At 75.6% G+C, this 21,646-nt stretch carries 23 protein-coding genes; 9 read left to right on the plus strand and 14 right to left on the minus strand.

The features are described from left to right. Nucleotides 1–5: 5 nt before the first annotated feature. The 5 genes from FB458_RS18915 to gcvT all read right to left on the minus strand — a co-directional run bounded on the left by FB458_RS18915 (nt 6) and on the right by gcvT (nt 4,819). Entirely contained in the window at nt 6–1,343 is a 1,338-nt protein-coding gene (locus FB458_RS18915; protein WP_141849863.1) for a serine hydrolase domain-containing protein, read from the minus strand. A gap of 50 nt (nt 1,344–1,393) precedes the next feature. Further along, a complete protein-coding gene (locus FB458_RS18920; RefSeq protein ID WP_211356094.1) occupies nt 1,394–2,902 on the minus strand; it encodes a DHA2 family efflux MFS transporter permease subunit in 1,509 nt (502 codons plus the stop codon). A gap of 84 nt (nt 2,903–2,986) precedes the next feature. Continuing rightward, nucleotides 2,987–3,460: a hypothetical protein gene (locus tag FB458_RS18925; protein ID WP_141849864.1), complete on the minus strand. Its 474-nt coding sequence runs from the start codon at nt 3,458–3,460 to the stop codon at nt 2,987–2,989. Between the two features lie 8 nt (nt 3,461–3,468). Then, nucleotides 3,469–3,678 carry a hypothetical protein gene (locus FB458_RS18930; protein WP_141849865.1) on the minus strand — a complete coding sequence of 70 codons (210 nt, stop codon included), beginning with the start codon at nt 3,676–3,678 and terminating at the stop codon, nt 3,469–3,471. Nucleotides 3,679–3,709: 31 nt separating this feature from the next. Then, complete coding sequence (gene gcvT, locus FB458_RS18935; protein ID WP_141849866.1) at nt 3,710–4,819, minus strand: glycine cleavage system aminomethyltransferase GcvT; 1,110 nt, start codon at nt 4,817–4,819, stop codon at nt 3,710–3,712. Between the two features lie 55 nt (nt 4,820–4,874). Here gcvT and FB458_RS18940 point away from each other — a divergent pair, with 55 nt between their 5' ends. Both FB458_RS18940 and FB458_RS18945 read left to right on the plus strand, forming a co-directional pair. Beyond that, nucleotides 4,875–6,455, plus strand: a complete 1,581-nt coding sequence (locus FB458_RS18940; protein WP_141849867.1) for a leucyl aminopeptidase — start codon at nt 4,875–4,877, stop codon at nt 6,453–6,455. Between the two features lie 135 nt (nt 6,456–6,590). Further along, a complete protein-coding gene (locus FB458_RS18945) occupies nt 6,591–7,256 on the plus strand; it encodes a response regulator transcription factor (protein ID WP_141849868.1) in 666 nt (221 codons plus the stop codon). Nucleotides 7,257–7,327: 71 nt separating this feature from the next. Here FB458_RS18945 and FB458_RS18950 read toward each other — a convergent pair whose 3' ends face one another. From FB458_RS18950 to FB458_RS18965, 4 genes are all read right to left on the minus strand, one after another. Continuing rightward, entirely contained in the window at nt 7,328–7,528 is a 201-nt protein-coding gene (locus FB458_RS18950; RefSeq protein WP_141849869.1) for a DUF5302 domain-containing protein, read from the minus strand. A 2-nt stretch (nt 7,529–7,530) separates the two neighbouring features. Next, on the minus strand, nt 7,531–7,875 hold the full coding sequence (locus FB458_RS18955; protein WP_141849870.1) for a hypothetical protein: 345 nt from the start codon (nt 7,873–7,875) through the stop codon (nt 7,531–7,533). A 28-nt stretch (nt 7,876–7,903) separates the two neighbouring features. Further along, the gene (locus FB458_RS18960) at nt 7,904–8,116 is read right to left on the minus strand and encodes a hypothetical protein (RefSeq protein WP_141849871.1); all 213 of its coding nucleotides are present in this window, start codon (nt 8,114–8,116) and stop codon (nt 7,904–7,906) included. A 150-nt stretch (nt 8,117–8,266) separates the two neighbouring features. Beyond that, entirely contained in the window at nt 8,267–8,644 is a 378-nt protein-coding gene (locus FB458_RS18965) for a hypothetical protein (protein WP_141849872.1), read from the minus strand. 80 nt (nt 8,645–8,724) lie between these two features. On the opposite strand from FB458_RS18965, the gene FB458_RS18970 reads away from it, so the two are divergent. The 4 genes from FB458_RS18970 (at nt 8,725) to FB458_RS18985 (ending at nt 13,575) form a co-directional block, all read left to right on the plus strand. Then, complete coding sequence (locus FB458_RS18970; protein WP_141849873.1) at nt 8,725–9,024, plus strand: hypothetical protein; 300 nt, start codon at nt 8,725–8,727, stop codon at nt 9,022–9,024. A 135-nt stretch (nt 9,025–9,159) separates the two neighbouring features. Further along, complete coding sequence (gene lpdA / locus FB458_RS18975; protein ID WP_141849874.1) at nt 9,160–10,539, plus strand: dihydrolipoyl dehydrogenase; 1,380 nt, start codon at nt 9,160–9,162, stop codon at nt 10,537–10,539. Between the two features lie 154 nt (nt 10,540–10,693). Continuing rightward, the gene (sucB, locus tag FB458_RS18980) at nt 10,694–12,643 is read left to right on the plus strand and encodes a 2-oxoglutarate dehydrogenase, E2 component, dihydrolipoamide succinyltransferase (protein WP_141849875.1); all 1,950 of its coding nucleotides are present in this window, start codon (nt 10,694–10,696) and stop codon (nt 12,641–12,643) included. Nucleotides 12,644–12,675: 32 nt separating this feature from the next. Further along, a complete protein-coding gene (locus FB458_RS18985; RefSeq protein ID WP_141849876.1) occupies nt 12,676–13,575 on the plus strand; it encodes a TIGR01777 family oxidoreductase in 900 nt (299 codons plus the stop codon). A 69-nt stretch (nt 13,576–13,644) separates the two neighbouring features. On the opposite strand, the gene FB458_RS18990 is transcribed toward FB458_RS18985, so the two are convergent. Both FB458_RS18990 and FB458_RS18995 read right to left on the minus strand, forming a co-directional pair. Continuing rightward, the gene (locus FB458_RS18990) at nt 13,645–14,148 is read right to left on the minus strand and encodes a hypothetical protein (RefSeq protein WP_141849877.1); all 504 of its coding nucleotides are present in this window, start codon (nt 14,146–14,148) and stop codon (nt 13,645–13,647) included. Between the two features lie 93 nt (nt 14,149–14,241). Beyond that, nucleotides 14,242–15,018, minus strand: a complete 777-nt coding sequence (locus FB458_RS18995; protein WP_141849878.1) for a hypothetical protein — start codon at nt 15,016–15,018, stop codon at nt 14,242–14,244. 191 nt (nt 15,019–15,209) lie between these two features. Here FB458_RS18995 and lipB point away from each other — a divergent pair, with 191 nt between their 5' ends. Genes lipB through FB458_RS19010 form a run of 3 tightly spaced genes read left to right on the plus strand, consistent with a single transcriptional unit; the run spans nt 15,210 to nt 17,697 of the window. Next, nucleotides 15,210–15,932 carry a lipoyl(octanoyl) transferase LipB gene (lipB, locus tag FB458_RS19000; protein ID WP_141849879.1) on the plus strand — a complete coding sequence of 241 codons (723 nt, stop codon included), beginning with the start codon at nt 15,210–15,212 and terminating at the stop codon, nt 15,930–15,932. Then, a complete protein-coding gene (lipA, locus tag FB458_RS19005) occupies nt 15,929–16,951 on the plus strand; it encodes a lipoyl synthase (protein WP_141849880.1) in 1,023 nt (340 codons plus the stop codon). Before lipB ends, lipA begins: the two co-directional genes overlap by 4 nt. A 5-nt stretch (nt 16,952–16,956) precedes the next feature. After that, nucleotides 16,957–17,697, plus strand: coding sequence for a DUF4191 domain-containing protein (locus FB458_RS19010; RefSeq protein ID WP_141849881.1), 741 nt, complete (start codon nt 16,957–16,959; stop codon nt 17,695–17,697). A 107-nt stretch (nt 17,698–17,804) separates the two neighbouring features. Here the strand turns inward: FB458_RS19010 and FB458_RS19015 are convergent, their stop codons facing one another. From FB458_RS19015 to FB458_RS19025, 3 genes are all read right to left on the minus strand, one after another. Next, entirely contained in the window at nt 17,805–19,934 is a 2,130-nt protein-coding gene (locus FB458_RS19015) for a SpoIID/LytB domain-containing protein (protein WP_141849882.1), read from the minus strand. A gap of 156 nt (nt 19,935–20,090) precedes the next feature. After that, nucleotides 20,091–20,960 (minus strand): hypothetical protein, encoded by an 870-nt coding sequence (locus FB458_RS19020; RefSeq protein ID WP_141849883.1) that lies wholly within the window; start codon nt 20,958–20,960, stop codon nt 20,091–20,093. Further along, the gene (locus tag FB458_RS19025) at nt 20,957–21,463 is read right to left on the minus strand and encodes an RDD family protein (protein WP_246061381.1); all 507 of its coding nucleotides are present in this window, start codon (nt 21,461–21,463) and stop codon (nt 20,957–20,959) included. Before FB458_RS19025 ends, FB458_RS19020 begins: the two co-directional genes overlap by 4 nt. Nucleotides 21,464–21,646: the final 183 nt, after the last annotated feature.

Below are 21,646 nucleotides of genomic sequence, written 5' to 3' on the forward strand. Positions count from 1 at the left end.
CGGTCCTACAGGTCGGCGAACGCGAGCGGGGCGCGGGTGACGGCGTACGTCGCGAAGTAGAGCTTGCGCAGGTCGCCCTCCTCGTCGCGGACGATCTCGAGCAGCTCGCCGCGCTCGCGGCCCTCGACGGCCCGGAAGGCGACGTCCGACTCGCGCACGAACCGGGTCTCGCCGAGCGGACCGCCGCCGGGCACGACCATCCACAGGTCGCCCTCGCGGACCTCGAGCCGCAGCTCCTCGCCCTCGCTCCACCAGATGCCGAGCAGCTCCTCGAGGTCCTCGTCGCGGCGCTCGGGGACCCACGGCTCGGGCAGGGCGGGCAGGGCGTCGAGGACGGCGACGGCGAGGTCGGCGGCGAGGGTGCTCGGCTCGGCGCGTGAGGAGCCGTTGGCCGACACGACGGCGCCGACCTTGTCGGCACGGTGGACCTTGAGGCCGGTGAGGAAGCCCGGCATGGCCCCGCCGTGGCCGACGAGCAGCCGCTCTCCGCGCCGGGTGGTGTCGAAGCCGAGGCCGTAGGCCCGCGTCCACGCGTCGGTGTCGACCATGATCAGCGGCCGGCACATCTCGGCCACGGTCTCCGGGGCGAGGACGGCCGGGTCGGGGTCGGCGACGAAGGCGGCGTAGCGGGCCAGGTCGGCGATCGTGGACCACAGACCGCCCAGCGGCGCGGTCGCCTTGAGGTCGAAGACCGGCTCCTGCGTCGCCGTCCCGGCGAACGGGTGCACCTGGTAGCCGATCGCGCGGTCCTTGGCCGGCGTCAGCCCGGTACGGGACATCCCGAGCGGCTTGAGGATCCGCTGCGTGACGACCTTCTCCCACGGACCCTCGACCTCCTCGACGACCTGGCCGAGCAGGGCGTAGGCGAGGTTGGAGTAGTGGAAGGCGACGTGGGGCCCGAGCACCCGCTCGGCCTCGTCGAGCTCGCGGCGCAGCCGCGCGGCGTCCGGCGCCTCGAGGCTCTCCCACAGGTAGCCCGCCGGCTCGCGCTGCAGACCGGAGGCGTGGGCGAGCATCTGCCGCACCGTGACCGGGGCGTGCTTCGTGCGCGGCAGCCAGGTGCCGAGCGGGGCGTCGAGGTCGAGCTTGCCCTCGTCGCGCAGCATGAGGACGAGCAGCGCGGTGAAGGTCTTGGTGATCGAGCCGATCATGAACTGGGTGTCGTCGGTCCCCGGCTTGGCCGGGTCGAGCCGGGCCGAGCCGACGTGCGTCGACCACACCAGCCGGCCCTCGCGGACCACCCCCGCGGACACCCCCGGCACCCGCCACTCGCGCTGGGCCGACCGGACCCGGCGCTCGAGGTCGCGGACGAGGGGCTCGGGCAGCGCGGGAGCGGACGACATGGTCCCGATCGTAGGGTGACCCGGCACGGCCTCCCGACGACCCCTGCGGCTCAGGCGGGAGCGTCCTGCAGCGCCACGGGCTCGACCGGCGCGGCGGGCTCCGCCGGGCCGCCACCGTGCGCTCCGCCGAGCGGCCGCGCCGGCACGACGACGGCGAGCGCGACGACGAGGACGCTGACCGCCGCCCCGACCGCGAAGCCCCACTGGACGCCGCCGCCGAGCGCGTCGACCGGCGACGCGCCGGCGGCGGCCAGGCTCGCCGACCGCGCCGACAGCACGGTGACGACGACGGCGGTGCCGATGGCCGCGGCGACCTGCTGCAGCGTGCCGAGGACGGCACTGCCGTGGGAGTACAGCGACGAGGGCAGCGCGGACAGGCCCACGGTGAAGAGCGGGGTGAAGAGGAAGGCCAGCCCGAGGCTCATGACGACGTGCAGCCCCACGACCCACCAGGCGGGGGTCTGGGCGTCGACCCGGGAGAGCCCGATCAGGGCCACCAGCAGCGCCACCGACCCCGGGACGACGAGGGGGCGCGCGCCGTACCGGTCGAAGAGCGACCCGACCGCCGGGCCGAGGACGCCCATCGCCACGCCGCCCGGCATCATCATCAGCCCGGTCTGCAGGACGCCGTACCCGTGCACGTTCTGCAGGTAGAGCGGCAGGGTGATCATCGCGCCCATCATGGCCATGAACGAGACGCACATGACGACGAGCGGGACGGTGAAGGCGCGGTAGCGCAGCGTGCGCAGGTCGAGCAGCGGGCCGCCGCGTCGCTGCAACGACACCTGCCGCCACCCGAAGAGGCCGAGGGCGACGAGACCGACCGCGACGGCGACCCCCGGCGGCACCACCCCGGCGTCGGAGCCGTCGGCCCCGAGCTGGCTCAGGCCGTAGACGAAGGCGCCGAACCCCAGCGCGGTCTGCGCGACCGAGAGCGCGTCGATGCGGCTGACCCGGGGCTCCCCCACGTCGACGAGCAGCCGCAGGCCGACGACGAGCATGGCGGCCGCGACGGGCAGGGTGACGGCGAAGACGAGGCGCCACGAGCCGAGCTGGAGGATGAGCCCGGACACGGCCGGGCCGAGCGCCGGCGCGACGGCCATGGCCAGCGTGACGTTGCCCATGACCTTGCCGCGGTGCTGCGGCGCGACGATCGTCATGAGGGTCGTCATGAGCAGCGGCAGCATGACCGCGGTGCCGCTCGCCTGGACGACACGGGCGAGCAGGAGGACGGGGAAGGCCCACGCCGCGGTCGCGAGCGCCGTGCCGGCGAGGAACAGCCCCATGGCGAGCGTGAACACCGTCCGGGTGCGGACCCGCTGCAGGAACCACCCCGTCACCGGGATGACGACGGCCATCGAGAGCATGAACGCTGTCGAGAGCCACTGGGCGTCGCGCGCCGAGACGGCGAAGTGCGCCATCAGCCGCGGGATCGCGTTGACCATGATCGTCTCGTTGAGGATGACGACGAAGGTCGCGGCGACGAGGATGCTGAGGATCGAGCGCACCCGGGCGGGGCTCACCGGCTCGGCGGTCGTCGGGGTCGGGTGGGCGGCCACAGGTCGTCCTCCGGTGCTCGTGGGTGGTGGTGCTCGTCTCGGTCGGCACGAGGCTAGGGGCCCCCACCGACACCGGTCGAACCCTTAACGCCCGGACCCCTCCGAGCCTTCCGAGCCTTCTGAGCCTTCCGGACCGTCCGTTCCCTCCGCACCGGCCGGGACGTCGTCCCAGCCCAGCCGCAGCCGCAGCAGCTGGTCGAGCGCGACCGACTCGCCGTCCCGGCCGCCGCGTCCGGTCTGCAGTTGCGGCGGGACGGGGTCGAGGGCCACCCGGCGCCACCGGCCGAAGCGCTGCGGGGCGACGACGAGCTGGTAGTAGCCGCCGTCCTCGGAGACCGCGAGCGCCTTGTCGGCCCGCAGGTACCACCCGCGGACGCCGGTGCGGTAGCGCCCGGACCCCGACCACGGCCGCGCGGTCAGCTCCTGGCTCGGCACACCGAGCTCGCGCACCCGCGCGACGAACGCGTCGAGCAGCACCTGCGCGCGCCTGGCCTCCGCGGCCTCCGCGGCCGCCTGCGCGCGCACGTGGTACGCCGCCGCGTCCCCCGGCTCTGTCATCCCGACCGCTACTGCGTCGGGTGCAGGCTCATCGGCCCGTAGACCACGGCGCCGTCCTCGTGCAGCGTCACCGCGTCGACCCCGGCGTCGAGCAGCCCGCGCCACTCCTCGCCGAGCCACGACTCGGCCTCGCTCTGCGTCGGGAAGACCTGCCCGCCGAGATCGGACCCGGCCGGTGCGCCCTGCGCGTCCAGCAGCGCCCACGTCCAGTCGCTCATGCCGTCAGGCTCTCACGCAGCGTCGTGGAGGTCACGAGGTGCGGGTCTGCACCTGGACGAACGGCGGCTTCGTCACGACGGCGGGGACCTCGCGGCCGCGCACGTCGACGACGACCCGGTCGCCCTCGGCGACGGTCGGCGGCAGCAGCGCGAGCGCGATGCCCTGGCGACGCGTCGGCGAGAACGTCCCCGACGTCACCTCGCCCGCGGGGACCCCGTCGACGACGACGGGGCAGTGGGCGCGCGGGATCCCGCGGCCCTCGACGACGAGCCCCCACGACACCCGCCGCGGTCCGGCCGCCTTCTCGGCGACGAGCGCGTCGCGGCCCCAGAAGGCCTCCTTCTTCCACCCCACGGCCCAGCCCGCGCGCGCCTGCACAGGCGTGATGTCGAGCGAGAAGTCCTGGCCGTGCAGCGGGTAGCCCATCTCGGTGCGCAGGGTGTCCCGCGCCCCGAGCCCGCACGGCAGACCGCCGTACGGCGCCGCGGCCTGCAGCAGCGCGTCCCACAGCGCCGCCGCGCCGTCCCACGCCGGGAGGAGCTCGTAGCCCTTCTCGCCCGTGTAGCCGGTGCGGCAGACGATGAGCGGCGCGCCCTGCCAGTCGACCTCGGCGAAGGACATGTAGTCGTGCGTCGTCGGCAGACCGAGCGCCGCGAGGACCTCCTCGCTGCGCGGCCCCTGGACGGCGAGGACGCCGTACGAGCGGTGCAGGTCCTCCACCTGCAGACCGTCGGGCAGCGCGGCGGCGACGCGGCGCACGACCTCGGCGGTGTTGGCGGCGTTGGGGATGAGGAAGACGTCCTCCTCGCTGCGCACGTAGGCGATGAGGTCGTCGACGACGCCGCCGGTCTCGTCGCAGCACAGCGTGTACTGCGCCCGGCCCGGCCCGATCCGGCGCAGGTCGTTGGTGAAGAACGTGTTGACGACGTCGACGGCGCCGGGCCCCGTGACCCGCGCCTTGCCGAGGTGGCTGACGTCGAAGACGCCGACGCCCTCGCGGACGGCGGTGTGCTCGCGCACGACCCCGCCGCCGGGGTACTCGATCGGCATCTCCCAGCCGCCGAAGTCGGCCAGCTTCGCCCCGAGGGCGACGTGGCGGTCGTGCAGGGGGGAACGCAGCAGCGCGGCGGGCTCGGCCATGGCGACAACCTAGTCGGCTCCGCCTCCGGTCCGGCCCGCGGTTAGGTTGAGGACCATGCCCGCGACCCGGACCACCCGCTCGTCCCGTCCGTCCCGCCGCCGCACCCCGGCGCCCGCGCTGCCGACCTCACCGTCGGTCCCGGTCACCGCCGGCGAGAGGGCGCCCGCCACCGCGAAGGCCGACGCCCTCCTCGTGCCGCTGCGCCCGGGACCCGACGGACCGACGCCGTACGGCGCCCTGCCCCTGCCGGACGAGGTGGTCGCCCACCTGCGCACCGCGGCGGTCGCGCTCGGCGCCACCGGCCGCGCCGAGGAGCTGACCCGGGTGCCCGCCGTCCCCGGCGTCACCGCCCCGGTCGTGGTCCTCGTCGGCCTCGGCGAGCGCCCCTCGCCCGAGACGGTCCGGCGCGCGGTCGGCGCGGCCGTCCGCCCGCTGTCCGGCAAGGACGCCGTCGCGGTCCTCGCCCCGACACCGGACCTGGCCGGCGCCGCCGCCGAGGGCGCCCTGCTCGGCGCCTACACCGTGCCGCGGCTGACGAGCGGCTCCGCGCCGCAGCCGGTCAAGGAGGTCGCGCTGCTGACCGCCGGCGCCCGCAGCACCGTCGTGCGGGCCGTGGTCGCCCGCGCCGAGGCGCTCGCCGAGGGGGTGCGCTGGTGCCGCGACCTGGTCAACACCCCACCGAACCTGCTCTACCCGCGGACCTTCGCCGAGACCGTGGCCGAGCGGTTCGCCGGCACCGGCGTCGAGGTCGAGGTGCTCGACGACGAGGCCCTGCGCGCCGGGGGGTTCGGCGGCATCGTCGGCGTCGGCCAGGGCTCGTCCCGGCCGCCGCGGATCGTCCGGCTCCGCCACGCCCCGGCCGCCGGCCGCGGCCGGAGGAAGGCCGACGGGGACCGGGTGGCGCTGGTGGGCAAGGGGATCACGTTCGACTCCGGTGGCCTGTCGATCAAGCCGCGCACCTCGATGCCGGACATGAAGAGCGACATGTCGGGGGCGGCCGCCGTCGCCGGCACGGTCCTGGCCGCCGCCCGGCTCGACCTGCCGGTCGCCGTCACCGGCTACCTCGCGCTCGCCGAGAACATGCCCGGCGGCAACGCCCAGCGGGCCTCCGACGTCGTGACGATGCGCGGCGGCACGACGGTCGAGGTCATCGATCCCGACGCCGAGGGCCGGATGGTCCTCGCCGACGCGATGGTCCTCGCCGGCGAGCACGGCGCCGACCTCATGGTCGACGTCGCGACGCTGACCGGCGTGCAGGCCTCGGCCCTGGAGCGGATCGGTGCGGTCATGGCCAACGACGCCGCCTTCCGCGAGCGGGTGCTCGCCGCCGCGGACGCCGCCGGCGAGGAGATGTGGCCGATGCCGCTGCCCGACCACCTGCGCCCCTCGCTCGACTCCCCCGTCGCCGACCTCAAGCACAAGGGCGGCAACCTCGGCGGCATGCTCACCGCCGGCCTGTTCCTCCAGGAGTTCGTCCCCGGTCGCGGCGACGGCGAGCCCGGCATCCCGTGGGCGCACCTCGACATCGCCGGACCGGCCTTCGGCCCGGGCGCCTGGGGCTGCACCCCCGAGGGCGGGACGGGGTACGCCGTCCGCACCCTCCTCGCGCTGCTGGAGGACGTCGCCGCCCGCTGAGCCGGGCCCGGACCGTCGGCCGGACCGTGTTGCGCAGGGGTCACCTGCCGTCAACCGGCCCTGGCGGGGACCCCCGACGCGTCATACTGCGAACGACTCGCAGAGCGGTCGACCGACGGGGGGGGTGGGACAGGGGTGGACGAGCTCGCGCGACCGGCGCGCGGCGCGACCAGGGTGCTCGTCGTCGACGACCACCGGATGATGGCCGACGCCATCGCCCTCGCGGTGGCCGGGCAGCCCGACCTCGAGTGCGTCGGGATCGCCGTCGACCTGGCGTCGGCCCTCGACGAGGTCGAGCGGTCGGCGCCCGACGTCGTCGTCATGGACCTGCGGCTCGGGCGCGACGACGGCCTCGAGGCCACCACCCGGGTGCTGGCCCAGCGGCCCGGGCTGCGCGTCGTCGTCCTCACCGCCTACGTCAACGCGGGCCTGCTGCTGCGGGTCGCCGACGCCGGCGGGGTGGCGCTGCTGCCGAAGGACGGCGTGCTCGACGACCTCCTCACCGCCATCCGCACCGCCGGCCCGGGACGCTTCTTCGCCCCCGCCGAGCTGCTGCGCACGATGGCGCGCGCCGCCTCCGACGTCGAGGACACCCGGCGGATGCTCACCCCGCGCGAGCTGGACGTCCTCGCCCTGCTCGCCCGGGGGTACGACGCCACGACCGCCGCCCGGGCGCTCGGCATCTCGGTCCAGACGTGCCGCAGCTACATCAAGAGCATCCTCGCCAAGCTGCAGACGCACACCCAGCTCGAGGCCGTCGTCGCGGCGCTCCGGCTGGGGCTGGTCCACCTCGACGCCTGAGCGAGGCCACCCCGGGTCGGGGTGGGGGTCGGGTCGGCTCGGGGTCGGGTCGGCTCGGGGTCGGCTCGGGCTCAGCCGCCGGACTTGCGGCGGAACATCTGCTGGCCCTTGGCCGGCCCGTGCGAGTCGTGGATGGCCCCCGACTCACCGCCGTCGGAGACGTCCTTGCCGCCGTGCGCCTTCTTGGCGTCTAGGGCGGCGCGGAACTTCGCCTTCATCTCCTCCGACGGGCCCGCCTTGGCCTTCTTCGCTGCCTTCGGCTTCTCGGCCATCGTCATCCACCCTTCTTGCGCTGCCTGGTGTTCCACTCGCGCATCCGGCCGGGGTAGCCGGTGAGCAGGACGTCGTACACGGGGATGCCGAGCGACTGGGCCAGCTCGAAAGCGGCCTTGCGCGACCCCACCGCGCGCCGCGTCCACTCGCCGTCCGTGGCGATGAGGATGAGGCTCTCGGCGCTGACGTTGGTCGCCGGCTCGACGTACCCTTCCACGCCACGGCGGGTGTCCGCGAACTCTTTGAGGTGCGCCTTGACCGCGGCGCGGTCGACCGCCATCTGCGGGCCGTCGGTGCGTCGGGGGTCACCGGTGGTCCGCCGGCGGAGCCGGTCGAGCAATCCCATGTCGTGAAGATATACGTGCCACGCGCCGCTACAGTTCCGCCATGCGGGTCAGGGGGACCACGCCGGCGGGAGCCGGCACGCGGCTGGGCGCGCCGATCCAGCTGGCGGCGTTCAGCGCCGCCGTGGCGCTCGTGGCCGGGCTGGCCACCGTGATGGCGACCGACCGCGACCCGACCGCGGCCACCACGGCGGCGGCCCGCGCGACGGCCGGGTCCGCCGGATCGACCAGCGGGTCCGCCACCCGGGTCGCGCTCGACCCCGCCTGCCTCGCCACCGGGGACTCCCCGACGGGCGCCCGCGTGCCCGACCACGACCCCTACGGCACCTCGCTCACCGAGTACGGCGAGCACGCGCGGGTCGCCCGCCTGTACGGCGTCAACGCCGGTCACCTCTACCCGCTGGACGGGCTCACCGGTGTGCGGCCCTGCGACGAGCAGCTGTGGCGGGTGGCCGAGACGGTGGGTGGGGCGACGCTGGCCTCGCAGGTCGACCAGCTGCTCCTCGTCCAGGACGCCGACGCCGCGCTGACCGACACCACCGACACGTCGCAGGCGGACGGCGCGGTCCTCGGCGAGGTCACGCCGCTGCTGCTGTGGCCGCAGACCGCGTCCCAGCACCGGGTCGTCGACGCCGCGCACTGGCGGCTCACCCTCGCGCCGTACGGCGTCGACACCGAGACGGTCACCGGCACGGTCGCGCACGAGATGGGGCACGTGCTCTCGGTCGGGTCGGGGCAGGTCGACCAGACGCCCCCCGCCGGCTGCTTCACGTGGGTCCTCTACAGCGGGTGCGCGCGGGCGGGCGGGATCGTCGACCGGTGGCTGAGCGCCCAGTGGCCCGACCCGCTAAATGGGCGACTGGGACAAGACCGTGGGCCGGGCCGACCTCGGGACGCAGGAGGGTCAGCGGGTGCTCGAGCGCTTCCTCGACGCGCACCCCGACACGTTCGTCGACGACTACGCCGCCACCGACCCCACCGAGGACTTCGCCGAGACCTTCGCGGTCTGGTGCGCCCTCGGGGAGGACGGGGCGGACGGCTCGCACCCGGTCGACCAGCGCCTGCACGACATCGCCTCCGACCCGTCCGTGACGAGCGTCGCGGGGCCCGGCTGCGCGCGGATCCGGCAGGGGCTCGCCGACGCGTCCTGACCTGTCGACGGCGCCGCGCACCCGCAGTGGGAGGATGTGCGCCGCAGGCCCGGCGACGACGCGACCCGTCGTGCGCGGGCACGTCCCGACCCCGCCCGCGACCGGGTGCGGTCCCGTCCGAGGGAGACCCCCACGATGCCCGCTGATGAGCAGACCCCGTACGACGTCGTCGTCCTCGGAGGGGGCAGCGGCGGCTACGCCTGCGCGCTGCGCGCGGTGCAGCTCGGCCTCAGCGTCGCGCTGGTCGAGCAGGACCTGCTCGGCGGCACGTGCCTGCACCGCGGCTGCATCCCGACCAAGGCGATGCTGCACGCCGCCGAGGTCGCCGACGCCACCCGCGAGAGCGAGCGCTTCGGGGTCCGCGCGAGCCTCGAGGGCATCGACATGGCCGGCGTCAACTCCTACAAGGACGGCGTCGTCGCCCGGCTGCACAAGGGTCTGCAGGGGCTGGTCAGGGCCGGCGGGGTCGAGTACGTCCAGGGGCGCGGCCGGCTCGTCGCGCCGGACACCGTGCAGGTCGGGGACCGCCGCGTCGTCGGCCGGCACGTCGTCCTCGCGACCGGCTCGTACGCCCGCACGCTGCCCGGGCTCGAGATCGGCGGACCGGTGATGACGAGCGAGGAGGCCCTGCGCCTCGACCACGTCCCGGGCCGGGTCGTCGTCCTCGGCGGCGGGGTCATCGGGGTCGAGTTCGCCTCCGTGATGCGCTCGTTCGGCTCCGAGGTCACGGTCGTCGAGGCGCTGCCGCGGCTGGTCGCCGCCGAGGACGAGGCGTGCAGCAAGCAGCTGGAGCGCGCCTTCCGCAAGCGCGGCATCACCGTGCGCACCGGCGCGCGGTTCGCGTCGGCGACGCCGTCGGGTGACGGCGTCACCGTCGCGCTCGAGGACGGCACGACCCTCGAGGCCGACCTCCTGCTGGTCGCCGTCGGCCGCGGCCCGGCGACCGCCGACCAGGGCTACGAGGAGGTCGGCGTCGCCCTGGACCGCGGCTTCGTCACGACCGACGAGCGGCTGCGCACGAACGTCCCCGGCGTCTTCGCCGTCGGCGACATCGTCCCGGGCCTGCAGCTGGCGCACCGCGGCTTCGCCCAGGGCATCTTCGTCGCCGAGGAGATCGCCGGGCTCTCCCCCGCCGTCATCGACGAGGAGGGCATCCCCCGGGTCACCTACTGCGACCCCGAGGTCGCCTCGGTCGGCCTCACCGAGGCCGCGGCCCGCGAGCGGTACGGCGACGTGCAGGCGGTCGAGTACAACCTCGGGGGCAACGGCAAGTCGCAGATCCTCGGGACGCAGGGCTTCGTCAAGCTCGTCCGGCGGACCGACGGGCCGGTCGTGGGGGTGCACCTGGTCGGGGCCCGGATGGGCGAGCAGATCGGCGAGGCGCAGCTCGTCGTGAACTGGGAGGCGTTCCCCGAGGACGTGGCCGCCCTCGTGCACGCCCACCCCACCCAGAACGAGGCGCTCGGCGAGGCGCACCTCGCCCTCGCCGGCAAGCCGCTGCACGGGCACGCCTGACCGCTCGGCCGACCCGGCGACCGCTCGCGGCGTGTCCGGGCCGGGCCGGGACGACACGCGCCCGGCAAACGTGACAGGCTCGGACCCGACGCCGTGCGCGGCCCTGCTGCGCCGACCACGCCGAAGCCGCTGAACCCGAAGGAGACCCCCTCTCATGTCCGAACGCGTGACCATGCCGGCCCTCGGTGAGTCCGTCACCGAGGGCACCGTCACCCGCTGGCTGAAGAACGTCGGCGACGAGGTCGCCGTCGACGAGCCGCTCCTCGAGGTCTCGACGGACAAGGTCGACACCGAGATCCCCTCGCCCGTGGCGGGCACGCTGCAGGAGATCCTCGCGCAGGAGGACGACACCGTCCCCGTCGGCGCGGACCTCGCGGTCATCGGCGACGGCCCCGCGGGCGACGGCGCGGGCTCGGGCGGGGACGCGCAGCCGGAGCCGGCGCAGGACCAGCAGCAGGACCAGCAGCAGGACCAGCAGCAGGACGAGGAGCCGCCGCTCGCGACGGCCACCCCGTCGACGGACCAGCCGATCGACGAGCAGACCTCCGAGCCGGAGGCGAGCGGGTCGGGTGGCTCCGGCGGCTCGGGCTCGTCCGGTGGCTCGGGCGGTGGGCAGACGGTCGTCATGCCGGCGCTCGGCGAGTCGGTCACCGAGGGCACGGTCACCCGCTGGCTGAAGTCCGAGGGCGACCAGGTCGAGGTCGACGAGCCGCTCCTCGAGGTCTCCACGGACAAGGTCGACACCGAGATCCCCTCGCCCTTCGCGGGCACGCTGAGCAAGATCCTCGTCGCCGAGGACGACACCGTGCCGGTCGGCGGCGAGCTGGCCGTCATCGGCGGCGAGTCGGGCGGCGCTGAGCAGGCCCCCGCACAGGAGGCCCCGAAGCAGGAGGCCCCGAAGCAGGAGGCCCCGAAGCAGGAGGCCCCGAAGCAGGAGGCCCCGAAGCAGGAGGCCCCCACGCAGGAGGCTCCGAAGGCGGAGCCGCCGGCGACCGGACAGGCCCCCGAGTCCCCCGCCCCCCAGGGCAGCGCCGGCCCGGAGAGCGACGCGTCCGCCACCGCCCCGCAGGCCCCCGCCTCGACCTCGAGCGCGCCCGCGGCCCCCGCCCAGGGCGGATCGGACGACGACGGGTCGCCGTACGTCACCCCGCTCGTGCGCAAGCTCGCGGCCCAGCACGGCGTGGACCTGTCCTCGCTGACCGGCACCGGCATCGGCGGACGGATCCGCAAGCAGGACGTGCTGGAGGCGGCAGAGAAGGCGAAGGCCCCCGAGCCGGCCCCCGCGGCACCGACCCCCGCTCCGGCGCAGTCGTCGCCCGCCTCCCCGGCCCCGCCGGCGGCGTCCGCGGCCGCCTCGCCCGCCGCGGGCGGGTCGAGCAGCGTCGGGGTCTCGCCGAAGCGCGGCACGACCGAGAAGATGTCGCGGCTGCGCAAGGTCATCGCCCAGCGGATGGTCGAGTCCCTGCAGGTCTCGGCCCAGCTGACGACCGTCGTCGAGGTCGACCTGACGAAGATCGCCCGCATCCGCGCCCGGGCCAAGGGCGAGTTCGAGGCCCGCGAGGGCGTCAAGCTCAGCTACCTGCCCTTCCTCGCGCTGGCGGCGATCGAGGCGCTCAAGGTGCACCCGGTCGTCAACGCGAGCGTCGAGGGCGACGAGATCCGCTACCACGCGGCCGAGCACCTCGGCGTGGCCGTCGACACCGACAAGGGCCTCATCGTCCCGGTGGTCAAGAACGCCGGCGACCTCAACATCGCGGGCATCGCCCGGGCCATCGCCGACCTGGCCGAGCGGACCCGCACCAACAAGATCCTCCCCGACGAGCTGTCCGGCGGGACGTTCACCATCACCAACACCGGCAGCCGCGGGGCGCTGTTCGACACCCCGATCATCAACCAGCCGCAGGTCGCCATCCTCGGCACCGGTGCGCTGGTCAAGCGGCCCGTCGTCGTCACCGACGCCGACGGTGGCGAGACGATCGCCATCCGCTCGATGATGTACCTGGCCCTCTCCTACGACCACCGGATCGTCGACGGCGCCGACGCCGCCCGCTTCCTCGAGACGATGAAGAGGCGGCTGGAGGAGGGCGACTTCCAGGCCCTCTGACGGGTCGCCACCGACCCGAGGGGAACACCAGCATGAGCGGACAGCGCGTCGTCGTGACCGGGGCCAGCGGCCTCATCGGCGGCGCGCTGTCCGCGTCCCTGCGCGAGCGCGGCGACGACGTCGTGCACCTCGTGCGGCGCCCGCCGCGCACCACCGGCGAGGTGCAGTGGGACCCCGACTCGCGGAACCTCGACCCGCAGGTCCTCGACGGGGTCGACGCGGTCGTCCACCTCGCCGGCGCCGGCGTCGGCGACAAGCGGTGGACGCCGTCGTACCAGCAGACCATCCTGCGCTCGCGGGTCGACTCGACCACGGCGGTGGCCGGCGCGGTCGCCGCGCACGGTGACCGGGTCCGGCTGGTCAGCGGGGCGGCGGTCGGCATCTACGGCAGCGACCGGGGCGACGAGGTCCTCACCGAGACCAGCGAGTCGGGTCACGGCTTCCTCGCCGACGTCGTGCGCGCGTGGGAGGCCGCGACGGCTCCAGCCGTCGAGGCGGGCGCGGCGGTCGCCACCATCCGCACAGGCCTCGTCATGGGCCCGGAGTCGCAGGCCTTCGCCCCCCTGGTGAAGCTCGGCCGGTTCGGCCTGGCCGGGCCGCTCGGCTCGGGTCGGCAGTGGTGGCCCTGGATCACGCTCACCGACGAGGTGCGGGCCATCGAGCACCTCATCGACCACCCCGAGGTCACCGGCCCGGTCAACCTCGTCGGACCCGACCCGCAGCGGCAGGGCGACGTCGCCAAGGAGATCGGCCGCCAGCTGCACCGCCCGGCCGTGCTGCCCGCCCCGACCTTCGCGCTGCGCCTCGTCCTCGGCGGGTTCGCCGACGACGTCGTCGGCAGCCAGCGCGCGCTGCCCGAGGTGCTCACCGGCTCCGGCTTCGAGTTCCGCCACGCCACGCTGACCGCCGCCGTCGCCGACCTGCTGTCCTGACGCAGAGCGGCAGCGCGCGGGAGGCGACCGGCCCGGTCGTCCCCCGCGCGCCCCGTCCCCCGCCCGGCCTCAGATCGGCGCCTTGGTGCAGAAGACGTCGAAGTCGATCGTCACCCCGGACGGTGCCCCGCCCGGCCACAGCAGGGTCCAGAAGTACTCGCCGTAGTTGGTGTCCCAGCGCGGGCCCTCGCCGACGATCTTCACGCCGGCCTGGCCGACGCCGTTGACCGACCACCCGCCGGCCCGGGGGACGAAGCCGACCCCGCAGCCGTAGTGGAAGAAGACACCACCCGACCCGGCGGGCAGCGCGTAGGTGAACTTGCCCTGCCAGCCGTTGCGTCCGGCGACGGCGGGTGAGGCGGCGGCCTGACGCACCTGGGGGGACCCGGCGGCCTGGGCCCCGGTCTGGGCGACGGTGAGCAGCCCCCCGACGGAGACGGCCGCGACGGCGAGCGCCGCCAGGCCGGCGCGCCGGGCGCGCCGACGTCGGTCGGGCGGCGCCGGGACGGTCGGGGTGGTCGCGGTGGACGGGTCGACCCGGTCGGTGTCGGCGTGCGGTGCGGGAGCGGTCATGGTCGTGCCTCCTCGTGCGGTGGTGCCGGGAAGCGCCCGGCGGACCTCAGGAGGACCGGCGGCCCGCGCCGCAGATACCTGCTCCTGCGCGGCTCAGCCGGAGCCGGTCACCTCCGCCAGCCGCCACCCGGTCGTGCCGCGCTCGAGCACGTAGCGCCACGCGGTGCCGTCCGAGCCGGCCTGCGGCGTGCGGGTCCCGTCCGCCCCCACCAGCTCGTACGCCGACCGCGCGACCCGGGCCCGCAGCACCAGCCGGTCACCCGTCCGGCTCAGGACGACGACCTCGTGCGCGGCGAATCCGAGACCGTCGTACGCCTGGCGCGCGGCCAGCAGCCGGCGCAGGAGGGCGGCGTCGGCCGTCTGCACGCTGGACCCGACGCGCTCGGCCCGGGTCAGCAGCGCGGGGTCGCGCGCCCGCAGGGCGGCCGCCCGCGCGTCGAGCAGCCCCTGCAGCACCCGCCCGGGCGAGGCGCCTCCCTGGGTGTCCGGAGGGACCCCGGCGACGACCGCCCGGCCCGGCGCCTCCGTGCTCGCCGCGGCCGGCACCGCGACCGGCGCCCCCGCTCCCGCGGCGTCACCGGGCGCCGGCCGGGAGGCGCCCGACGGACCCCACCACGAGGCGAGCACGAGCAGCAGGCCGGACAGCACGGCCGTGGACACCACGAGGACGGCCAGCCGCCCCCGCGCGGTGCGCGGGGCGCCCGGGCCACCGGTGCGGCCGGCGCCGCGGCGCCACCGGTCCTGCTCGCGCCGCTCCCGCCGGGTGAGCGGCCGCAGCGGCGGCGGCGCCGCCCGGCGGGCCGTGCGCGCCTCCAGGACCGGCCTCTCCTCGTGCGCCCCCGGTCCGCCGGCCGACGTCGGTGCCGTCATCGCCCCTCCCACCCCTCCACCCGCCTGCGGGCTCTCCTGCCGTCCATGCTGGCAGCAGCGCACCGACCGCCGCGGGCGTCATCCACAGGCTCCCCTCCACCCCGTGGCCCATCGCCGGGTGGGGCGCCGGGTCGGGCGCCGGGGTGGGGGACGCGTCGGGGGACGTCGGTGCCGCGGCGTAGCCTGGACGCATGCGGTTCGAGCACCTCGGTTTCGCGCCCGACGTCGTGGACTACCACGTCGCCTGGGAGCACCAGCGAGCCGTGCACGCCCGGGTCGTGGCCGGCGAGCTGCCCGACACCGTCCTGCTCCTGGAGCACGCGGCGGTCTACACGGCGGGCAAGCGGACCGAGCCGCACGAGCGACCGTGGGACGGCACCCCCGTCGTCGACGTCGACCGGGGCGGCAAGATCACGTGGCACGGACCGGGCCAGCTCGTCGGGTACCCCATCGTGCGGCTGCCCGCGCCCATCGACGTCGTCGCCCACGTCCGCACGCTCGAGGAGATGATGATCCGCGTCTGCGCCGACCTCGGCGTCACCGCCGGTCGCCGTCCGGGCGACAGCGGCACCTGGGTCCTCGCCGACGGGCGCGGCCCGGACCGGAAGATCGGCGCCATCGGCATCCGGGTGAGCCGTCAGGTGACGATGCACGGCTTCGCGCTCAACGCCGATCCCGACCTGTCGTGGGCCGACGTCATCGTGCCCTGCGGCATCGCCGACGCGGGCGTGACCTCGCTCTCGCGCGAGCTGGGCCGCGACGTCACCGTCGCCGAGCTCCGCCCGCTCGTCGAGCGCCACCTCGCCGACCTGCTCGACCCCTACGCCGCGGAGGTGGCTCGCCGTACGGCGTCGCGCCCCGCCACCCCCGGCTCCCCCGCCTCCACCCCCGTCCCGACCGGAGTGTCCGCATGACCATCGCCCCCGAGGGCCGCCGCCTGCTGCGCGTCGAGGCCCGCAACAACGAGACCCCGATCGAGCGCAAGCCGGAGTGGATCCGCACGACCGCCAAGATGGGGCCGGCCTACACCGAGCTGCACTCGATGGTGAAGTCGGAGGGGCTGCACACGGTCTGCCAGGAGGCGGGCTGCCCCAACATCTTCGAGTGCTGGGAGGACAAGGAGGCGACGTTCCTCATCGGCGGCGACACCTGCACCCGCCGGTGCGACTTCTGCGACATCGCCTCCGGCCGCCCCCAGCCGCTCGACCCGGGCGAGCCGCTCAAGGTCGCCGAGTCGGTGCGGCGGATGGGGCTGCGCTACTCGACCGTCACCGGCGTCGCCCGCGACGACCAGCCCGACGGCGCCGCCTCGCTCTACGCCGAGACCATCCGCCAGATCCACGCGCTCAACCCGAACACCGGGGTCGAGATCCTCCCGCCCGACTTCGGCGCCAAGCCCGAGCTCGTCGGGCAGGTGTTCGACGCGCGGCCCGAGGTCTTCGCCCACAACCTCGAGACGGTGCCGCGGATCTTCAAGCAGATCCGCCCCGCCTTCACCTACGAGAAGTCGCTGCGCGTGCTGTCGATGGCCCGCGAGGCCGAGCTGGTGACCAAGAGCAACCTCATCCTCGGCATGGGCGAGACCGACACGGAGATCGAGGAGGCCATCCGCGACCTGCACGGGGCGGGCTGCGACATCCTCACGATCACGCAGTACCTGCGCCCGTCGACGCTGCACCACCCGGTCGACCGCTGGGTCAAGCCGGAGGAGTTCGTGCACTGGTCGCAGCTGGCCGAGGAGATCGGCTTCAAGGGCGTCATGGCCGGGCCGCTCGTCCGCTCGTCGTACCGCGCGGGTCGTCTGTGGGCGACCGCGATGCGGCGCTGGGGCCGGCCGATCCCGGAGCACCTGGCCCACCTGGCGGAGGCGGCGCAGTCGCCGGCGCGGCAGGAGGCCGCGTCGCTGGTGGCCGCCCGCGCGGCCGTATCCTGACCCCCATGGCCAAGGACGCGAAGGACCCGCAGGACGCCGGCACGGCGAAGAAGCCCGGACGGTTCGCCCAGCTGCGGCAGATCTTCGACGCCGCCCGCCAGGTCGACCCGAGGATCACCTGGTGGATGCTCGGGGCCTTCCTCGTCACGGTCGCCGTCGTCACCGGCATCGGCGCCCTGCTCGGCCACTGGCTCTACGCGCTCTTCCTCGGCATCCTCTTCGGCCTGCTCGCCGCCCTGGTGACGATGAGCCGGCGGGCCGAGAAGGCGGCGTACCGGCAGATCGAGGGTCAGGTGGGCGCGGCGTCGGCGGCCCTCACCTCGCTGCGCCGCGGCTGGTTCTACGACCGCGAGCCGGTCGCCGCCGACGCGCAGAAGCCGGGGGACCTGTCCGGCGCCGCGCTGGTCTACCGCGCGACCGGGCGCCCCGGCATCGTCCTCGTCGGCGAGGGGCCGCGGGCCCGCGTCGCCAAGCTGCTCGCCGCCGAGCGCAAGCGCGTCGAGCGCGTCGCGCCGGGCGTGCCCGTCACCCTCGTGCGGGTCGGTGACGGCGACGACGAGATCCCGCTGACCAAGCTGGTCGGTCGGGTCCAGCGCCTCAAGCCGGTCCTCACCAAGGACGAGGTGTCGGTCGTCAACAAGCGCCTCAAGGCGCTCGGCGGCATGCGCCCGCCGCTGCCGAAGGGCGTCGACCCCTCGCGTGCGGCCAAGCAGCGCATGGACCGCCGCGCCCTGCGCGGTCGCTGACACCGAGGTCGACCCGGGCTCGCCCCGGGCTCGACCTACCCGCCACACAGCGACGGCCCGCCGCCCCCTCACGGGGTGCGGCGGGCCGTGTGCTCGTGCAGGACCGCTCAGCCGAGGAGCGGCGTGAAACCGGGGTAGGACGCCGCCGCGATCGGCGTCGCCACGTGCAGGTCGAAGGCCGAGTAGCCCGACGACCCGGTGAGGGTGTGCACCTCGACCCGGCCCGACCCGGTCCCGGAGACCGGGACGAAGGCGAGGTCGGGGGTCGAGGAGCCCGACGGCAGCAGGAGGAAGCGGGCGCTGGTCGACGAGGTGTAGCCGAGCGGCAGCACGCGGTGCTCACCCCAGCCGCCCCAGCCGCTGGCGGCGGTCATCCGGTGCAGCTCGGTCTGGCCGGAGCCGGTGGGCGCGCCCTGCGCGACCCACACGAGGTCGCCGGTGCCGGGGACGACGAGGAAGGTCGAGGCCCGGAGCGCCACCCCCGCCGAGAGCGCGGTCGCCGCGTGGACGGTCCACCCGGTGTAGCCGGTGCCCACGCCGAGGCAGTGCAGCTCGGTGCGACGCGAGGCGGTGCCGCCGACGACGACGAGGCAGACGTCACCGGGGTTGGCCCCCGCGACGACCGTGATGGACGCGTCCGCGGTGAACGCGGGGAACGGGGTGACGGCCCGGGTCGGCGTCCGGTAGCCGGAGGCCGAGGTGAAGGTCGTCACCTCCATCCGACCGGTCGAGGACCCGGAGGTGCGCACGGCGATGAGGTCGGGGTGCGTCCCGTCCGTACGACGCCCCGGCAGGAAGCGCCACTGCGTCAGGTCGATGCCGCCGAGGGCGGCGGTGACGACGGGACCGGCCTGGACGTACGACGACGAGCCGAGCACCGTGCGCAGCCCGACGGCGTACCCCGCCCCGCCCGACCACGAGACGCCGAGGATGTCGGGCCGCTGACCGGAGGTGGTGAAGTAGGTCGAGCGCAGCCCGAGGGCGGCCTGCAGGGTGTCGCCGCTGACGGTGACCGAGCCGGCCGTGCCGCGCACCGAGGCGGAGGTGATGCGTCCGCCCCACGTGCCGGCGCCGTCGCGGCTGAGCACCTGCAGTCCCTGGAAGGTCCCGATCGAGGGCCACCGGGCCTGCATCGTCGAGGCGCTCACCGTCGTCGACCACGAGTCGTTCGGGTTGGCGGCGGTGGCGTCCCACGGGTCCGGCTGGGCGACGAGGTACGGCGTCCCGCCGGCCGAGTTCCAGCCGCCCGTCGAGGCGCTGAACTGGGTGAAGGCGGGCTGCCCCTGGTAGCGCAGGGCGCTGCCGGCCGTCGCCGCGATGGCGGCGTCGGTCGAGCCGTAGTAGCCGCGCGCCTGGTAGACCTGGCAGGCCGTGGAGTCGCAGATGTCGTAGGCCGAGGACTGCGGGTGGGCCATCTGCCAGGCGGCGTACGACCGGGCCGCGACGGCCTGCGCGCCGAGGGCGGCGCCCGGCCAGGAGGCCGGGGACTCGTGCGGGACGACGCCGCGCAGGTACTGCTCCATGGGGATCGCCGCGACCGGCACGACCCGGCCGGACAGGACGACCCCGCGCAGCTCGCCGGGGATCGCGCCGACCCGGCCGCTGACCGTGCCCCAGGCGTTGACGACGCCCGTCGAGGCGTTGGTGATGTTGACCTGCGGGGAGGCCGGGCCCCAGGCGGTCCACGCGCCCTTGGCGCTGAGGTACTTCAGCTGCGCGTAGCCGGAGCCGACGGAGGCGACGACGAACGCCGAGACCGCCGAGCCGTCGGCCGCGGTGGTCGGCAGGCCCATGAGGGTGGTGTGGGCGGCGCCGTAGGTCACGCGCAGGCCGGCCGCGGCGCCGAAGGCGACCTGGCCGAGGTCGCTGCTGACGTTGACCCGGATCGTCGGGTTGCCGATCGGGGTCAACGTGGTGCCGGGGTAGTAGTGGGTGACGATCTGCTGCCAGGTCACCCCCTGCGTGGCGGCGCCGTACGCGCCCCACTGGGACATGCCGTGGCCGTGGCCGAAGCCCTTGCCGGTGACGGTGATCGAGGGGGCGGCGGTGGCCGTCGCGACGGCGGTCGGCGCGGCGGCGGGCAGGGCACCGGGGGTGGCCGCGGGGAGGGCGGCCGCGGCGCCGGAGGCGGCGGGCAGGACGGTGAGCAGGCTGGCGCAGAGGAGGGCCGCGGTGCCGACGACGGGACGTCGTGGGGACGGCATGCGACGGCCCGTGCGCGTGGGGAGGGCGGGCATGCGGCACACCCTGTCACAGGACTCCCTCGCGCAACATGGGGCGAGGGCACCACATCTGGCGCGGCACCGTGCGACACGCCGGTGATGGCGTCGGAATTGTCCGTTCGGACGAGGTCTGTCCCATCCGGCCGGCCCCCCGTCGCAGGCCGGCGGCGTTCAGGCCCGGGCGAGCCCCACGAGGTGGGCGGCGAGCGCCTCGAGCACTCGGGGGTGCTCCCCCACGTCGGGGGCGACGGCGTCGACCGCGGCGACGACGCCGATGCCGTCGTGGTCGACGAGGCGCACCCGCACCACGTCGACCCGGGCGGGGGCCACCTGCAGCGCCGCGAGCGCGGCGCGCAGGTCGGCCGAGCGGTCCCCGTCCTCGGCCCGACCCGCGTCGGCCGGCGCCACCAGCGCTCCGCCGACGAGCACGAGCGAGCGCGGCGAGGTGGCCCGGGGCTGGACGACGACGTCCGCCGTGGCGGCGAGCAGGGCCGCGTGCTCGAGGACGGCCGGGTCGTCGCGGCGGCCGGTCAGCGCGGCCGGCGGCGACCCGCCGCCGGGCCCGTCCCCCCCGCCCTCGTCCTCGGCCCCGGTGGCCACGGCCGAGGAGACGACGAGCTCCTCCCACGGGCACTCGGCCAGCTGGTCGAGGACGTCGTCCGACGCGGCCGGGACGACGCGGGTCGGCAGCACCGGCACGCCGCGGGAGCCGAGCTCGGTGAGGTGGCCGCGGTGCACGGCCCAGCGCAGGAGGTCGGCGGGGTTGGCCAGCCGGGTCACCCGCTCGGCGGCGGCCCAGGCGAGCAGGTCGGCGAGGTGCCCGGCCTCCCCCAGCGGGGGGCGCAGGACGAGGACGCCGTACGACGCCGCGTCGGCGGCCGCGAGCGCGGCGGACGGGTCGGCGTCGGGGTCCCACCCGAGACGCCCGACGCTCGCGCCCGCCGCCTCGAGGGCGGCCTCGAGGGGGTCGGGGGCGTCGACGGCGTGCGCGGCGGTGACGAGCCCGACGCGCGGCGCGGCCCCGGGAGCCGTCGTGGTCACCGGCCACCGCCGTCCGCGCCGTCCGCGCCGTCGGGGGCGCTCGCGCGGCCGCCGGTGCGCAGCAGCATCGTCCCGGCGGCCTTGTCGTGCAGGCCGCGTCCGTCGCGGTCCCAGACCAGGGCCGGCACCGCGATGCACAGCAGGACCGAGCGCACGACGACCGGCAGCAGGCCCGGGCGGCCCCCGTCGAGCCGGCGGAGCTGGAGGCCGACGAGCCGCTGACCGAAGGTCGAGCCGAGCGTGGCGAGCAGCACGACGTTCTCGACGAGCAGGACGAGCAGCGGACGCAGCCCGTCGCTGCCGTCCCCGTCGCCGTAGCGGAAGCCGAGCACGAGGCTCGCGACGAGCAGGCACATCGCCCAGTCGACGAGCAGCGCGACGAGTCGCCGGCCGAAGCGGCCGAGCGAGCCGGGTCCCTCGCGGGGCAGCCCGAGCCGGGCCCCCGCGTAGTCGTCCGGCCCCGTGCTCGTGCGCGCCCGGGGTCCGTCCAGCCACGACCCCACGTCTCGACGGTCCACCATCTCGGCCTCCGGTCTCTGGTCGGTCTCGGGTCGGGTCGGTCCGCGGGTCGGTCCGCGGGTCGGTCGTGCCCGTGCGCTCCCGCGCGAACCACGGAAACATGTGGGCCGTCCCCGTTACACCGCGGAAACACCGGGGTGATGGTCGGGAAACCGGGTCTCGCTAGG

It is taken from the genome of Lapillicoccus jejuensis (genome assembly GCF_006715055.1).
Lineage (GTDB): Bacteria > Actinomycetota > Actinomycetes > Actinomycetales > Dermatophilaceae > Lapillicoccus > Lapillicoccus jejuensis.

Coding starts and splice junctions, on each gene's coding strand:
- FB458_RS18915 (WP_141849863.1), bottom strand. CDS start 1,343: ATGTCGTCCGCTCCCGCGCTGCCCGAGCCCCTCGTCCGCGACCTCGAG.
- FB458_RS18925 (WP_141849864.1), bottom strand. CDS start 3,460: ATGACAGAGCCGGGGGACGCGGCGGCGTACCACGTGCGCGCGCAGGCG.
- FB458_RS18930 (WP_141849865.1), bottom strand. CDS start 3,678: ATGAGCGACTGGACGTGGGCGCTGCTGGACGCGCAGGGCGCACCGGCC.
- gcvT (WP_141849866.1), bottom strand. CDS start 4,819: ATGGCCGAGCCCGCCGCGCTGCTGCGTTCCCCCCTGCACGACCGCCAC.
- FB458_RS18940 (WP_141849867.1), top strand. CDS start 4,875: ATGCCCGCGACCCGGACCACCCGCTCGTCCCGTCCGTCCCGCCGCCGC.
- FB458_RS18950 (WP_141849869.1), bottom strand. CDS start 7,528: ATGGCCGAGAAGCCGAAGGCAGCGAAGAAGGCCAAGGCGGGCCCGTCG.
- FB458_RS18955 (WP_141849870.1), bottom strand. CDS start 7,875: ATGGGATTGCTCGACCGGCTCCGCCGGCGGACCACCGGTGACCCCCGA.
- FB458_RS18970 (WP_141849873.1), top strand. CDS start 8,725: ATGGGCGACTGGGACAAGACCGTGGGCCGGGCCGACCTCGGGACGCAG.
- lpdA (WP_141849874.1), top strand. CDS start 9,160: ATGCCCGCTGATGAGCAGACCCCGTACGACGTCGTCGTCCTCGGAGGG.
- sucB (WP_141849875.1), top strand. CDS start 10,694: ATGTCCGAACGCGTGACCATGCCGGCCCTCGGTGAGTCCGTCACCGAG.
- FB458_RS18985 (WP_141849876.1), top strand. CDS start 12,676: ATGAGCGGACAGCGCGTCGTCGTGACCGGGGCCAGCGGCCTCATCGGC.
- FB458_RS18990 (WP_141849877.1), bottom strand. CDS start 14,148: ATGACCGCTCCCGCACCGCACGCCGACACCGACCGGGTCGACCCGTCC.
- FB458_RS18995 (WP_141849878.1), bottom strand. CDS start 15,018: ATGACGGCACCGACGTCGGCCGGCGGACCGGGGGCGCACGAGGAGAGG.
- lipB (WP_141849879.1), top strand. CDS start 15,210: ATGCGGTTCGAGCACCTCGGTTTCGCGCCCGACGTCGTGGACTACCAC.
- lipA (WP_141849880.1), top strand. CDS start 15,929: ATGACCATCGCCCCCGAGGGCCGCCGCCTGCTGCGCGTCGAGGCCCGC.
- FB458_RS19010 (WP_141849881.1), top strand. CDS start 16,957: ATGGCCAAGGACGCGAAGGACCCGCAGGACGCCGGCACGGCGAAGAAG.
- FB458_RS19015 (WP_141849882.1), bottom strand. CDS start 19,934: ATGCCCGCCCTCCCCACGCGCACGGGCCGTCGCATGCCGTCCCCACGA.